16 protein-coding genes are annotated in these 13240 nt (G+C 70.5%); 8 read left to right on the top strand and 8 right to left on the bottom strand.

Annotated features, from left to right (window positions below; genetic code table 11):
• The first annotated feature begins 44 nt into the window (after positions 1-44).
• Positions 45-1196 (top strand): cystathionine gamma-synthase, encoded by a 1152-nt coding sequence (locus tag FHX81_RS17425; protein WP_141979175.1) that lies wholly within the window; start codon positions 45-47, stop codon positions 1194-1196.
• Between the two features lie 246 nt (positions 1197-1442).
• Here FHX81_RS17425 and FHX81_RS17420 read toward each other — a convergent pair whose 3' ends face one another.
• The 3 genes from FHX81_RS17420 to hppD all read right to left on the bottom strand — a co-directional run bounded on the left by FHX81_RS17420 (position 1443) and on the right by hppD (position 3341).
• Positions 1443-1715: a DUF2277 domain-containing protein gene (locus FHX81_RS17420; protein ID WP_141979174.1), complete on the bottom strand. Its 273-nt coding sequence runs from the start codon at positions 1713-1715 to the stop codon at positions 1443-1445.
• 31 nt (positions 1716-1746) lie between these two features.
• Positions 1747-1977 (bottom strand): hypothetical protein, encoded by a 231-nt coding sequence (locus tag FHX81_RS17415; protein WP_141979173.1) that lies wholly within the window; start codon positions 1975-1977, stop codon positions 1747-1749.
• A 182-nt stretch (positions 1978-2159) separates the two neighbouring features.
• The gene (gene hppD / locus FHX81_RS17410) at positions 2160-3341 is read right to left on the bottom strand and encodes a 4-hydroxyphenylpyruvate dioxygenase (protein WP_141979172.1); all 1182 of its coding nucleotides are present in this window, start codon (positions 3339-3341) and stop codon (positions 2160-2162) included.
• Between the two features lie 75 nt (positions 3342-3416).
• Here hppD and FHX81_RS17405 point away from each other — a divergent pair, with 75 nt between their 5' ends.
• The gene (locus FHX81_RS17405) at positions 3417-3911 is read left to right on the top strand and encodes an Lrp/AsnC family transcriptional regulator (protein ID WP_141979171.1); all 495 of its coding nucleotides are present in this window, start codon (positions 3417-3419) and stop codon (positions 3909-3911) included.
• Positions 3912-3968: 57 nt separating this feature from the next.
• On the opposite strand, the gene greA is transcribed toward FHX81_RS17405, so the two are convergent.
• Positions 3969-4463: a transcription elongation factor GreA gene (gene greA / locus FHX81_RS17400; protein WP_141979170.1), complete on the bottom strand. Its 495-nt coding sequence runs from the start codon at positions 4461-4463 to the stop codon at positions 3969-3971.
• Between the two features lie 185 nt (positions 4464-4648).
• Entirely contained in the window at positions 4649-5059 is a 411-nt protein-coding gene (locus tag FHX81_RS17395) for a DUF4307 domain-containing protein (protein WP_141979169.1), read from the bottom strand.
• Positions 5060-5169: 110 nt separating this feature from the next.
• Between FHX81_RS17395 and mca the strand changes: the two genes are divergently transcribed.
• The 5 genes from mca to FHX81_RS17370 all read left to right on the top strand — a co-directional run bounded on the left by mca (position 5170) and on the right by FHX81_RS17370 (position 10057).
• Entirely contained in the window at positions 5170-6051 is an 882-nt protein-coding gene (gene mca, locus FHX81_RS17390) for a mycothiol conjugate amidase Mca (RefSeq protein WP_141979168.1), read from the top strand.
• Positions 6048-6326, top strand: a complete 279-nt coding sequence (locus tag FHX81_RS17385; RefSeq protein ID WP_425473828.1) for a hypothetical protein — start codon at positions 6048-6050, stop codon at positions 6324-6326. The genes mca and FHX81_RS17385 overlap by 4 nt, the downstream gene beginning before the upstream one ends.
• A 67-nt stretch (positions 6327-6393) precedes the next feature.
• Positions 6394-8361, top strand: a complete 1968-nt coding sequence (locus FHX81_RS17380; RefSeq protein ID WP_141979167.1) for a thioredoxin domain-containing protein — start codon at positions 6394-6396, stop codon at positions 8359-8361.
• A 76-nt stretch (positions 8362-8437) separates the two neighbouring features.
• Positions 8438-8986 carry a hypothetical protein gene (locus FHX81_RS17375; protein ID WP_141979166.1) on the top strand — a complete coding sequence of 183 codons (549 nt, stop codon included), beginning with the start codon at positions 8438-8440 and terminating at the stop codon, positions 8984-8986.
• A gap of 45 nt (positions 8987-9031) precedes the next feature.
• Complete coding sequence (locus FHX81_RS17370) at positions 9032-10057, top strand: M1 family aminopeptidase (protein WP_246108264.1); 1026 nt, start codon at positions 9032-9034, stop codon at positions 10055-10057.
• 372 nt (positions 10058-10429) lie between these two features.
• Here the strand turns inward: FHX81_RS17370 and trhA are convergent, their stop codons facing one another.
• Positions 10430-11101, bottom strand: a complete 672-nt coding sequence (gene trhA, locus FHX81_RS17365; RefSeq protein WP_141979164.1) for a PAQR family membrane homeostasis protein TrhA — start codon at positions 11099-11101, stop codon at positions 10430-10432.
• Between the two features lie 117 nt (positions 11102-11218).
• Here trhA and FHX81_RS17360 point away from each other — a divergent pair, with 117 nt between their 5' ends.
• Positions 11219-11965: an isoprenyl transferase gene (locus FHX81_RS17360; protein WP_425473887.1), complete on the top strand. Its 747-nt coding sequence runs from the start codon at positions 11219-11221 to the stop codon at positions 11963-11965.
• 93 nt (positions 11966-12058) lie between these two features.
• Here FHX81_RS17360 and FHX81_RS17355 read toward each other — a convergent pair whose 3' ends face one another.
• Positions 12059-12394, bottom strand: a complete 336-nt coding sequence (locus FHX81_RS17355) for a hypothetical protein (protein ID WP_141979162.1) — start codon at positions 12392-12394, stop codon at positions 12059-12061.
• A gap of 336 nt (positions 12395-12730) precedes the next feature.
• The gene (locus FHX81_RS17350; RefSeq protein WP_141979161.1) at positions 12731-13069 is read right to left on the bottom strand and encodes a hypothetical protein; all 339 of its coding nucleotides are present in this window, start codon (positions 13067-13069) and stop codon (positions 12731-12733) included.
• Positions 13070-13240: the final 171 nt, after the last annotated feature.

The following is a 13240-nucleotide window of genomic DNA, read 5'->3' as shown; positions in this document are numbered from 1 at the left end:
CGGTCGACGGGCGGTTGCTTTTTCGGTCGCCGTACCCTAGGAGCATGACGGACACCGGCCACTACGGTTTCGCGACCAGGGCTATCCACGCCGGGCAGGACCCCGACCCGACCACGGGCTCGGTCATCGTGCCGATCCACGCCACCTCCACCTACGCGCAGGACGGCGTGGGCGGGCTGCGGGGCGGGTTCGAGTACTCGCGCACCGGCAACCCCACCCGTGCCGCGCTGGAGGAGTGCCTGGCGGCGCTCGAAGGTGGACGGCACGCCCGCGCGTTCGCCTCGGGCATGGGCGCGACCGACACGGCCCTGCGCGCGCTGTGCCGGCCGGGTGACCACGTCGTCATCCCGAACGACGCGTACGGCGGCACGTTCCGGCTGATCGACAAGGTGTTGTCGCACTGGGGTGTCGAGCACACGCCGGCCGCGCTGTCCGACGTCGACGCGGTGCGCGCGGCGATCCGGCCGAACACCAAGGTGGTGTGGGTCGAGACGCCGACCAACCCGTTGCTGAACATCGCCGACATCGCGCTGCTCGCGCAGGTCGCGCACTCGGCGGGCGCGCGGCTCGTGGTGGACAACACGTTCGCCTCGCCGTACCTGCAGAGCCCGTTGGAGCTGGGTGCGGACGTGGTGCTGCACTCGACGACCAAGTACGTGGGCGGGCACTCCGACGTCGTCGGTGGTGCGCTCGTGACGTCGGACGACGACCTGGACGCGCAGTTCGGGTTCCTGCAGAACGGCGCGGGCGCGGTGCCGGGGCCGTTCGACGCGTGGCTGACGTTGCGCGGGATCAAGACGCTCGAAGTGCGCATGGAGAAGCACTCGGATAACGCCGAGAAGGTCGTCGAGGCGCTGGTCCGGCACCCGAAGGTGACCCGCGTGTACTACCCGGGCCTGCCCGAGCACCCCGGTCACGAGGTCGCGGCGAAGCAGATGCGCCGGTTCGGCGGCATGATCTCGTTCACCGTGGAGGGCGGCGAGGAAGCCGCGCTGCGCGTCTGCTCCCGCACCAAGCTCTTCACCCTGGCCGAGTCGCTGGGCGGCGTCGAGTCCCTGATCGAGCACCCGGGGCGGATGACCCACGCCAGCACCGCGGGCTCCCTCCTGGAGGTCCCCGCCGACCTGATCCGCCTCTCCGTGGGCATCGAATCGGCCGACGACCTGGTCTCCGACCTCCTGACCGCCCTCTCCTGAACCCCGAGTGTCGAACGCTCAGGTCCCGAGTGTCGAACGCTGAGGTCCCGAGTGTCGAACGCTCAGGACCCCTGAGTTCTACGTTCAGGACGAACGAACCCCGCGCCCGGTGACAACCAGCGCGGGGTTCGTGTCGTTGGACGGGTCGGCTCGCGGTACGCGAATGACGAATTCACCGGTCCTGAGCGTTCGACACTCGGGACGCGAGCGTTCGACACTCGGGACCTGAGCGTTCGACACTCGGGGTCAGCGGGGGCCGAAGCGGGCGGCGGAGCGTTCGCGGGCCTTGGCGGCCTCGACCTCGCGGTCACGGGGTGGGGCGTTGGTGACCAGCGATTCCAGCAGCACGCGGGTCGCCTCGGCGACCGCTTCCACGGCCGCGTCGAACGCCTCCTGGTTCGCCGCCGACGGGCGCGCCGCCCCGCTCACCTTGCGCACGTACTGCACCGCCGCCGCACGGACCTCGTCCTCGGTGGCGGGCGGTTCGAAGTTGTGGAGCACCCTGATGTTGCGACACATGGCTCCACTATCACCCAAGGAGACGCCGGCGTCAGGGCTTGACGTCGTACCGGGCGTTCTCCACACGCGGCACGGCGGGCAGCTCGTGCGGGTCGACGCACCCGCCGACGAACTCCACCACGCCGTCGCGCTCCACGAACCGGCCGCTGTCCGCGCACCCCGCGTGGGCCACGGTGAAGAAGGCCGCGCCGGTCAGCGCCACGGCCGTGACCACCGCTCCGACGAGCGGGAGCACCGCGGTGACCCGTGCCGCGAGCGCCATCGCCACCCTCCAGGTGAATGCTGTGTGAGGAATGCCCCGCACCGAGAGTACCGGTCCCGGCGCGCCCGGTACGTCCATCGTCAGCCTTCCGACAGAAAAGGCAACCCCGGAAGACCGAACGGGCCGGCCCGGGGGGTGCCCGGACCGGCCCGTCGCCGTTCCCCACGCTGGTTCGAGCAGGGTCAGAGGTTGCCCCGACGCTCCTGCTCGCGCTCGATCGCCTCGAACAACGCCTTGAAGTTGCCCTTGCCGAAGCCCAGCGACCCGTGCCGCTCGATCAGCTCGTAGAACACGGTCGGCCGGTCGCCGATCGGCTTGGTGAAGATCTGGAGCAGGTAGCCGTCCTCGTCCCGGTCGACCAGGATCCGGTGCTCCTTGAGCACCTCGATCGGCACGCGCACCTCGCCGATGCGCGCCCGCAGCTCCGGGTCGTCGTAGTACGAGTCGGGCGTCTCGAGGAACTCCACGCCCGCGGCGCGCATCGCGGTCAGGGTGGCCACGATGTCGTTGGTCGCCAGCGCGATGTGCTGCACGCCGGCGCCCTCGTAGAACTCCAGGTACTCGTCGATCTGCGACTTCCGCTTGGCCACGGCCGGCTCGTTGAGCGGGAACTTCACCCGGTGGTTGCCGTTGGAGACGACCTTGCTCATCAGCGCCGAGTAGTCGGTGGCGATGTCGTCGCCGACGAACTCCGCCATGTTCACGAAGCCCATCACCCGGTTGTAGAACTCGACCCAGTGGTCCATCCGGCCGAGCTCGACGTTGCCCACGCAGTGGTCGACCGCCTGGAACAACCGCTTCGGCGCGCCCGCGGGCCGCACGACGGTCGACTCCCGCGCCTCGTACCCCGGCAGGTACGGCCCGCGGTAGCGCGACCGGTCGACCAGGGTGTGGCGGGTCTCGCCATACGTCGCGATGGCCGCGAGCCGCACGGTGCCGTGCTCGTCGGAGATGTCGTGCGGCTCCTCGAGCACGGTCGCGCCCTGGGCACGCGCGTGCTCGATGCACCTGTCGACGTCGGCGACCTCCAGCGCGAGGTCCACCACACCGTCGCCGTGCTTGCGGTGGTGGTCGAGCAGCGGGCTGTCCGGCCGCACGCCACCGTTGATCACGAACCGCGCCGAGCCGGACTTGAGCACGAAGGACTTGTGGTCCCGCTGCCCGGTCTCCGGCCCGGAGTACGCGACGAGCTGCATCCCGAACGCGACCTGGTAGAACCACGCGGTCTGCGTCGCGTTGCCGACCACGAACACCACGGCGTCCATCGAGCGGACGGGGAACGGGTCGCGCGTCCCGTCGTAATCGACCAGGCCCACGAGTTGGCGGAGCTGGTCGTAGCTCACGTCGTCAAGCTGCTGCGTCATACCTCACAGCATGTGGAATGCTGGTCAGGCTGCGCAACACTCTCCTGATCCGCTGGGCATTCTGTACAGTGGTTCATGCCTTCGGATCCGCAAGCTGAACACTCTGACCAGGTCGTGGACGCTCTGGACGCACGGCTGTTGCTGCTGCTCACCGACGAGCCCAGGCTGGGCGTGCTGGAGTGCTCGCGGCGCCTGGGCGTGGCCCGCGGCACGGTGCAGGCCCGACTGGACCGGCTGGTGACGCGCGGCGTGCTGACCGGCTTCCCGCCCGCGCTGGACCTGGCCGCGATGGGCTACGGGCTGACCGCGTTCGCCGTGCTGGAGATCGCCCAGGGCCGCCGGCACGAGGTGTCGCAAGGCCTGGCCGCGATCGAAGAGGTGTGCGAGGTGCACGCGACGACCGGGCCCGGTGACCTGTTCGCGCGGGTCGTGGCCCGGTCCAACGCCGACCTGCAGCGGGTGATCGACTCGATCGTGGACGTGCCGGGCGTGCAGCGGCTGTCCACGTCGATCGCGCTGTCCACCCCCGTCCCGCCCCGCGTGCGGCCCCTGCTGGAGCGCATCACGTGACCGGACAGCAGAAGGGCGGCCACCCCGCGTGGTGGCCGCCCTCCCGGTGTCTGGGGGTCAGCCGGCGTACGGCACGGCCTTGATCAGCGTGACTTTCATCGTGCTGCCGTTGGGCAGTTCGTACTCCCGCGCCTCGCCCTCCTTCGCGCCGAGCAACGCCTTGCCCAGCGGCGACGAGGGGGAGTAGACCTCGAGCGCGCCGTGCGCGCCCTCTTCGCGGGTGGCGAGCAGGAACTCCTCCGTCTCGTCATCCCCGTCGTAACGCACGGTGAGCACCATGCCGGGCGCCGCGACGCCCGTCACCGTGGGCGCCTCGCCGACCTTGGCGACCCGCAGCAGCTCCTGCAGCTGGCGGATGCGGGCCTCCTGCTTGCCCTGCTCCTCGCGAGCCGCGTGGTACCCGCCGTTCTCCCGGAGGTCACCCTCCTCGCGACGCGCGTTGATCTCCGCAGCAATGACCGGGCGATTCTCGATCATCTCGTCCAGCTCAGCCTTGAGCCGGTCGTAGGCCTCCTGGGTCAGCCAGGTCACCTCAGTGTCGCTCACGGTCACCAACTCCTTGTCTTGCTCCGGCCCACGGCGTGGGCTGGCAGTTCCCGGGCGCACCAGCCCGGAACGGAAAAACACGGCCCGCGTCGGGGCCGTGCTGAATGGCCAGAGTAACACGCACAGAACGTTCGGCGACGGCGTTTTGTTCCCGGATCCGCCACTAAACCCGCAGATCACCCGCTTGGCCGCTACCTCGTGGACAGGTACGCCGGAACCTGGTAAGAGCAGCCGAAAACCTCTCCGGTGACCGGTGGTTTGGACGTCCGCAGCACGGTGGTCGCCCGGATGGTGTCGGCCCCGGGATCGACCAGCACCTCACGCCGGCCCGCCTCGTCGCCGTCCTCGGACCGCGCGCGCACGATGCACACCACGGGCTGCTCCGGTGTCTGCCTGACCACCTCGAACGTGATCCGCACGGAGCTGTCGTCGAGCACCTCGAACGCGGTCTGCTTGGCCTCCACGGGCATCGTGCCCAGGTTGCGGTAGCCGACCCACGCGACGACCCCGCCCACCAGCACCGCGATCACGGGGAGTGACCACCGCGCCCACCTGGGCAGGGACTTGCGGGGCTTGCCGTACCGACCCTCCGGCAGTGCCACTGTCCGAAGCCTTCCTGCCCGTGGGGAACAATGTCCCTCGACCACCGCGTTGAGTGTCGCAGGGACCGGGCCGGACGGGTTCGGCAGGGGCGAGGAGGAGCACCACCGTCATGGTTGAGAAGCTGCGCCTGATGGCGGTGCACGCGCACCCCGACGACGAGTCGAGCAAGGGCGCCGCCACGATGGCCCGCTACGTGGCCGAGGGCCACGAGGTCATGGTCGTGACCTGCACGGGCGGTGAGGCGGGCAGCATCCTCAACCCCGCCATGGACCGCCCGGACGTGCTGGAGAACATCGCCGAGATCCGCCGCCAGGAGATGGCGCGCGCCGCCGGGATCCTGGGCGTGCAGCACCGCTGGCTGGGTTTCGTGGACTCCGGGCTGCCCGAGGGCGACCCGCTGCCGCCGCTGCCCGAGGGCTGCTTCGCGCTGACCCCGCTGGAGGAGTCGACGCCGCCGCTGGTCCAGGTGATCCGCGAGTTCCGCCCGCACGTGATCGTCACCTACGACGAGAACGGCGGCTACCCGCACCCCGACCACATCCGCTGCCACGAGGTGTCCGTGGCCGCGTTCGACGCGGCGGGCGACCCCGACCGCTACCCCGAGCTGGGCGAGCCGTGGCAGCCGCTGAAGCTGTACTACTCGCACGGCTTCTCCCGCGCGAAGCTGCTGGCGTTCCACGAGGCGATGCTCGCCGAGGGCCTGGAGTCCCCGTACGCCGAGTGGCTGGCCGGGTGGGACGCCGACAAGCCGGACGTCATCGAGCGGGTCACCACCCGCGTCGAGTGCGCCGACTACTTCCCGGTGCGCGACGAGGCCCTCAAGGCCCACGCCACCCAGATCGACCCCGAGAGCCGCTGGTTCGCCGTGCCGCGTGAGATGCAGCGCGCGGTGTGGCCGACGGAGGAGTACGAGTTGGCGCGGTCGCTGGTCGACAGCACCGTGCCCGAGGACGACCTGTTCGCGGGCGTCCGGGAGAGGGTGACCGCGTGACCTCGTTCGACCCGATCCCGTGGTCGCAGACCACGGCGGTCGTGCTGGCCCGGCAGCCGTCCACCGAGAAGGACCCGGGTGGTCAGCAGGAGGACTTCGGCAAGTCCTCCCCGCTGGGCCTGCTGATCCTCGTGTTGTTCTTCATCGCCGTGTTCTTCCTGGTCAAGTCGATGAGCAAGCACTTGAAGAAGCTGCCCGCGTCGTTCGACGAGCCCGAGGCCAAGCCGGGGGCGAAGGCCGGCAACGGCAACGGCGACGCGAAGAAGGACGACTAGCCGCGGCGGTACCGCACCCCGGTCCGACCGACGCGTCCGGCCGGGGTTCGGGTCCTACTGTGGAACCATGACGAACCGGCTCGCGTCCTCGACCAGCCCGTACCTGCTCCAGCACGCCGAGAACCCGGTGCACTGGTGGCCGTGGTCGCCGGAGGCGTTCCGGGAGGCGCGGGAACGCGGCGTGCCGGTGCTGCTGTCGGTCGGGTACGCGGCGTGCCACTGGTGCCACGTGATGGCGCACGAGTCGTTCGAGGACGAGGCCACCGCCGCGTACATGAACGAGCACTTCGTCAGCGTCAAGGTCGACCGCGAGGAACGGCCGGACGTGGACGCGGTCTACATGGCGGTCACGCAGGCGCTCAGCGGGCAGGGCGGCTGGCCCATGACGTGCTTCCTCACCCCCGACGGCGAGCCGTTCTACGCGGGCACCTACTACCCGCCGACGCCGCACCCCGGCATGCCGTCGTTCCGCCAGGTGCTGGAGGCCATCGCGCACGCGTGGCGCGAGCAGGGCGACGAGGTGCGCGAGTCGGCGGCCGGGATCGTGGCGCAGCTCGCGTTCCAGCCGCTGCCGCGCTCCACTGTGGACGAGGAGGTGCTGTCCGGCGCGGTGGTGTCGCTGCTCGGCCACTTCGACCGGACCAACGCCGGTTTCGGTGGCGCGCCGAAGTTCCCGCCGTCGATGGTGCTGGAGTTCCTGCTGCGCCACCACGAGCGGACCGGGTCGGTGCAGGCGCTGTCGATGGCGCGGGCGACGTGCGCGGCGATGGCGGACGGCGGGCTGTACGACCAGCTCGCCGGCGGGTTCGCGCGGTACAGCGTGGACGCGGCGTGGGTCGTGCCGCACTTCGAGAAGATGTTGTACGACAACGCTTTGCTGCTGCGCGCGTACACGCACCTGAGCCGTCGTGACGACGACCCGCGCGCTGCGCAGGTGGCCCGGGAGACGGCGGAGTTCCTGGTCCGCGACCTCGGCACGGCGGAGGGCGGGTTCGCCGCGTCGCTGGACGCGGACACCGAGGGCGTCGAGGGCGCGACGTACGTGTGGACGCCCGCGCAGCTCGTGCAGGTGCTCGGGCTGGCGAACGGGGTGCGCGCCGCGGAGCTGTACGGCGTGACGGACGAGGGCACGTTCGAGCACGGCACATCGACGTTGCGGATGCTCGGCACGCCCGACCCGGAGATCGCTGCCAGGCTGCTCGAAGCCCGCGACCGGCGGCCGCAGCCCGGACGGGACGACAAGGTCGTCACCGCGTGGAACGGCCTGGCGATCGCGGCGCTGGCCGAGGCGGGCGCGGTGTTCGGCGAGCCGCGGTGGGTGGAGGCGGCCGTGCGGGCTGCGTCGCTGGTCCTGGACGTGCACCTGGTCGACGGTCGGCTCCTGCGCACGTCGCGCCACGGGGTGGCGGGCACGGCGGCGGGCGTGCTGGAGGACTACGGCTGCTTCGCCGAGGGGCTGCTGGCGCTGCACCAGGCGACCGGCGACGTCACGTGGTTCACCGCCGCGTGCGGGCTGCTGGACACCGCGCTGGCCCGGTTCGCGGGGGAGGAGCCGGGGGTCTACTACGACACGGCGGACGACGCCGAGGCGTTGGTTCAGCGGCCGTCGGACCCGTCGGACAACGCGACCCCGTCCGGCGCGTCGTCGCTGGCCTCGGCGCTGGTGACGGCGTCCGTGCTGGGCGGGCCGTCGGCCTACCGCGAGGCGGCCGAGGCGGCGTTGGGGCGGGCCGGGCTGCTGGCGTCCCGGGAGCCCCGGTTCGCCGGGAACTGGTTGAGCGTGGCCGAGGCGTTGGCGCTCGGACCCGTGCAGGTCGCCGTGGTCGGTGACGCGCCGGAACTCGTCGGGGCCGCGTGGCACGGCGTGCACGGCGGCGGGGTGGTGGTGGCGGGCGCTCCGGACTCGGCGCCGCTGCTGGCCGACCGGCCGCTGGTGGACGGCGGTGCGGCGGCTTACGTGTGCCGCGGGTACGTGTGCGACCGGCCCGTCACGTCGGTGGCGGAGCTGACGGCCGCCCTGGCCGTCCACCGGTAGCGAACTCGTGCCCCCCGGGTGGCTTGCGGGCGTAGCGTCAGCATCGTCGTAATCATGTAATCAGAGGCGGTGCGGGATGCGACGAGGATGGGGCGGCCGGCAGCAGGGCGAGCAGCCGCCGGCGGACGACGCGGCGGGCTGGTTCAGCGGCAGGCTGCCCGACGGCTGGTTCACCGGGGCTCCGGTGGTGACCGTCGACCGGGAGGAGATCCTGGTCGTGGGCACGCTGCCCGCGTTGGAGGGCGAGTTCGCCGACGACGCCGAGCGCGCGGCGGCCGAGTCGGGCCGGATCAGCCGGTTCCGCGAGCAGACCAGGGACGAGCGGATCGAGATCGCCCGCCAGGCCGAGCACCGCTACCGGCGCAAGGTCGCCTGGGGCGCGCGGCTCGGCGGCACGGAGGAGCTGTTCACCACGCTGTCGGTGCCCGTGATGACGCGGTTGCGGCAGCCCGAGCGGATGGTGCTGGACACGCTGGTCGCGGCCGGTGTGGCGCGGTCCCGGTCGGAGGCGCTGGCGTGGGCCGTGCGGCTGGTCGGCGAGCACGCGGACGCGTGGCTGACCGAGTTGCGCGAGGCCATGACCAGGGTGGACGACCTGCGCGCCCAGGGGCCCGATCTCGCGTGACGCCACCCCCGTTTCCCGCTAGCTTGGGGAGCGGGGGTGATCGTCATGCTGTCCTACGACCTGGCCTGGCGCCTGGACCCGGCCGCGCCGCGGGTCCGCGGTCGCACCACGATCCACTTCGAGGGCGGGCGCACGGGCGTCGACCTGGAAGCCGACGAGGTGCTCGAAGCGTCCCTGAACGGCGGACCGGTGCGGTGGGACGAGCCGCTGGACGGCCCGAACGTGCTGCGGGTCGAGGCGCTGTTCCCGTTCCGCGACCGGGGGTTCCGGCGGGTGGTCGACCCGGTGGACGGCCAGGTCTACCTGTACGCGACGAACTTCCCGGACACCCCCCGGCGCACCATGTGCGGCTTCGGCGACTCCTGGCAACGCGCACCGTTCGCGCTGACCGTCACCGTGCCGCCGGCGTGGCGGTGCCTGTCCAACGGTCCCGCGGTCGTGGACGCGGGCGAGGTGCGGACGTTCGCGCCGACCGCCCCGATCCCCCGTGCGACGGTGACGGCCGTGGCGGGTCCGTTCGTGGAAGTGCACGACTCGGTCCACGTGCCGCGGTCGCGCGCCCACGTCGACGGGACCGCCATCGCCGACCTGGTGAAGGCCTCGATCGCATTCTTCGAAACCCTGCTGGGCCCGTTCCCGTACCCGAAGTGCGACGCCGTCTTCGTCCACGACCTGTCGTCACTGGCGCTGTCCACCCCCGGCCTGATCCTCTTCGACCACACCGTCCTGGACCGCCTGACCGATCCCGTTCGGGCGATGACGGTGGTCAGCCACGAAGTCGCGCACACGTGGTCGGGCAACCTGGTCAGCACCACCCAGCCCCTGATCGAAGGCCTGGCCGTCTACCTGAGCCGCCTCTTCGTCGAGCACGTGCTGGGCCACCCCTGGGACCCGGACCCGTCCACCCCGTTCCCCGACCACCCCTACGCCCCCTACCTGGCCCGCATCCGCGCCGTGGAATCCACCATCGGCCGCGACGCCCTCCTGCGCTCCCTGCACGAGATCATGACCACCAACCCCCACCGCCACCTGAGCGAGTCCGCCTTCACCGCGTACTGGTCCGAAGGCTGACCCCGTCGTGGGCACGGGTGCCACCGGTCAGACCTCCGTGCGCCGGACAAGACCAGGCCGGTCTCCGGGTGGACCACCCGGAACCGCTGTCGGCAGGCGAAGCAGGTGTGCACGGGAGACTCGGCGAGGACGACACCGGCCATGTCCTCAGGGGTGAGGCGTTCCCGGCTGTCGCCGGAGGGGAGCGGCAGGTCAGGGGCCGAGCTGCGCCGTGAGCGCCGCGTGGGGCACCAACAGGTCGGGAACGGGCTCGTCCGTGGAAATCACGACCTCGCCCCAGTGCAACGTGAACCGGCGCACGGCGCTCCGCCTGACGGCCCGGAGACGGCCTGATCACGGGAAACGACTACCGGCCGACCACAAAGCCGCTGGTCAGGAGTAGATGGCGAACCAGATGGCGATGTAGTGGCACAACGCCGCCAGCACCGTGGCCGCGTGGAAGAACTCGTGGTAGCCGAAGACCTCCGGCCAGGGGTTGGGCCAGCGGGACGCGTAGAAGATGGCGCCCGCCGTGTAGAGCAGGCCGCCGACCAGCAGCAGGACCAAAGCGGCCACGCCGACGTGGTGCAGCAGGTCCGGCAGGACGAAGACGGCCACCCAGCCCAGCGCGATGTAGATCGGCACGCCGAGCCAGCGCGGCGCGTGCGGCCAGGCCAGTTTCAGCGTCACGCCGCCCAGCGCGCCCGCCCAGACCACGATCAGCACCACGTTGCCCGTGGCCGGCGGCATCGCCAGCAGGGCGAACGGGGTGTAGGTGCCGGCGATGAAGACGAAGATCATCGAGTGGTCGAGGCGCTTCATCCACGTCCGCGCCCGCACGCTCACCCAGTTCACCCGGTGGTACAGCGCGCTCACGCCGAACAGGCCGAGCACCGTCACCCCGTACACGGACGTCGCCAGCGCGGCCTTCGCCGACACGGTGGCCGCGGCCAGGGCGATCAGCGTCGCGCCCGTCGCCACGGACACCACGAACGACCAGAGGTGCAGCCAGCCCCGCAGACGAGGCCGCAGCGCGGCCTGCGGGGTATGAGTCGACGGGGTCACGCACCGAGGTTACGGGAGCGTAGGTGACCCGGTCAGCACACGGCGGCGTGACCGCGCCCACCCGGCGTACGCTCTTCCAGCGTGGGTCTTCGCGAGCGCATCAAGGACAAGCTCCTCCTGCCGGTCTACGAATACCGGCTGAACCGCTGGCTGGACGGCAAGCAACGACCACGCCACGTCGGCGTCGTGCTCGACGGCAACCGCCGGTGGGCCAAGGAGGCGGGCTTCACCGACGTCGCGCACGGCCACCGCGTCGGCGCGCGCAAGATCCTGGAACTGCTGAGCTGGTGCCGCGAGGCCGAGGTCGAGGTCGTCACGCTGTGGATGCTGTCCACGGACAACCTCAACCGCCCCGCCGAAGAGCTGGGACCGCTGCTCGACATCATCGCCGACATCGTCGACGAGCTCGCCGAGCCCGGTAACCCCTGGCGCATCCGGCACGTCGGCGCGCTGGACATGCTGCCCACCGAGACCGCCGCCCGCCTGTCCGCCGCCGCGTTGCGCACCAAGGGCCGCACGGGCCTGGAGGTCAACGTCGCGGTCGGCTACGGCGGCCGGCAGGAGATCGCCGACGCGGTCCGCAAGCTGCTGCAGAAGCACGCCGAGTCCGGCGGCACGATCGAGGAGCTGGCCGAGGTCCTCGACGTCGACCACATCGCCGAGCACCTCTACACGTCCGGCCAGCCCGACCCGGACCTGCTCATCCGCACCTCGGGCGAGCAGCGGCTGTCCGGGTTCATGCTCTGGCAGTCCGCGCACTCCGAGTTCTGGTTCACCGAGGCCTACTGGCCCGAGTTCCGCCGCACCGACTTCCTGCGCGCGCTGCGCGACTACGCCGTCCGGCACCGCCGCTTCGGCTCCTAGCCCCCGCAACGCCCGCCGCAACGCCCAAGGGCGGTGCACCCCGACCGGGGTGCACCGCCCTTGGCGAACATCAACGCCTACTCGGACGAACGGTCAGTTGCCGTCGTAGCCGTGGGAGTCGTTGTCGTCGTTGTCCGTGTTGATGCACAGGCTCTCGTCGTTGTTCGAGAGGATCGGGATGGCCAGGACGTTGACCTCGACCTCGCAAACGTTGAGGTTGCTCAGCAGGTCGGAGTCGTCCGCGAAGTTGATCAGACCGAACTGGTCGTTCGTGTCGCCACCGTCCGCGTCCTCGAAGTACTGCAGCTCGCCCACCGCGGTGTACTCGTTGCCGTGGTCGTCGCCGCCGTGCGGGGTCGCGAACGCGGGAGAGCCCAGCAACATGAGACCAGCCGCGGCGATGGCGACGGCGCCTGCCTTCTTCAACATGTGGAAACACACTCCTCTAGTGGGGAATTGATGTGACGCCCAGAACCTCGCTCGATTCATTCCGAGCATTCGGGGAGTCTGGCGGCTCAGGCGGTTTGCCCTCGCTGCTGTAATTTACCGGCTTGCGCTGTGGATTGCATCCGATCGACACCATCGTGTGAACGCGATGTTTTCCGGTTTTAGTTTTCGGGCTTGTTCCGACATCGCGCCACCTGCTCGCAGCCGTCCAATCGACGGTATTGCGACAGTGGCTTTCACCGTGGTGTACGCACTGGTTCCGGCTCGGACCCGCCGCTGAACGCGTCCTACCGGGGGCTTGACGTGGAGCGGTGCCGCTCAGCCGTCGTTGTCGGCGTTGAGGCAGAGGCTCTCGTCGTTGTTGGACAGGACCGGGATGCCGAGAACGGCGTTGACCTCGATCTCGCAGATGTTGATGTTGCCGGCCACGTCGGAGTCGTCGGCGAAGTTGAGGAGGCCGAACTGGTCGTTCACGTCGCCGTCGTCGCCGTCCTCGACGACCTGCCAGGAACCGATCGCGGTCGCGGTGGTCCCGGAGTGCTCCTGGATCTGTCCGTTCCCGTGTTCGTGGGGCTCACCGGCGACGGCGAATGCCGGGCCGCCGACCATCATCAGGCCGGCTACGGCCGCGACGACGGTGCTCGCCTTCTTCAGCACTTCACACTCCTGTTCGTGGGTTTCCCCAGTCGATCCAGCGCTGCTCGGAAGCCCGGATGCGGGTTGGTCTAGCGGGCAAACTACCGAACCACCGGCCCCATGTGGATCTCTATACCACTATTGTGTGATCGTCCGAAGGTGGTTATCCCTCGTTACGGTGCCTTTGGCGCG

This window comes from Saccharothrix saharensis (assembly GCF_006716745.1).
In the GTDB taxonomy this organism is placed as follows: domain Bacteria; phylum Actinomycetota; class Actinomycetes; order Mycobacteriales; family Pseudonocardiaceae; genus Actinosynnema; species Actinosynnema saharense.
Note: the sequence above shows the minus strand (reverse complement) of the source record. Positions and strands in the feature narration are given on the sequence as shown.

Coding starts and splice junctions, on each gene's coding strand:
- FHX81_RS17425 (WP_141979175.1), top strand. CDS start 45: ATGACGGACACCGGCCACTACGGTTTCGCGACCAGGGCTATCCACGCC.
- FHX81_RS17420 (WP_141979174.1), bottom strand. CDS start 1,715: ATGTGTCGCAACATCAGGGTGCTCCACAACTTCGAACCGCCCGCCACC.
- FHX81_RS17415 (WP_141979173.1), bottom strand. CDS start 1,977: ATGGCGCTCGCGGCACGGGTCACCGCGGTGCTCCCGCTCGTCGGAGCG.
- hppD (WP_141979172.1), bottom strand. CDS start 3,341: ATGACGCAGCAGCTTGACGACGTGAGCTACGACCAGCTCCGCCAACTC.
- FHX81_RS17405 (WP_141979171.1), top strand. CDS start 3,417: ATGCCTTCGGATCCGCAAGCTGAACACTCTGACCAGGTCGTGGACGCT.
- mca (WP_141979168.1), top strand. CDS start 5,170: ATGGTTGAGAAGCTGCGCCTGATGGCGGTGCACGCGCACCCCGACGAC.
- FHX81_RS17380 (WP_141979167.1), top strand. CDS start 6,394: ATGACGAACCGGCTCGCGTCCTCGACCAGCCCGTACCTGCTCCAGCAC.
- FHX81_RS17375 (WP_141979166.1), top strand. CDS start 8,438: ATGCGACGAGGATGGGGCGGCCGGCAGCAGGGCGAGCAGCCGCCGGCG.
- FHX81_RS17370 (WP_246108264.1), top strand. CDS start 9,032: ATGCTGTCCTACGACCTGGCCTGGCGCCTGGACCCGGCCGCGCCGCGG.
- FHX81_RS17355 (WP_141979162.1), bottom strand. CDS start 12,394: ATGTTGAAGAAGGCAGGCGCCGTCGCCATCGCCGCGGCTGGTCTCATG.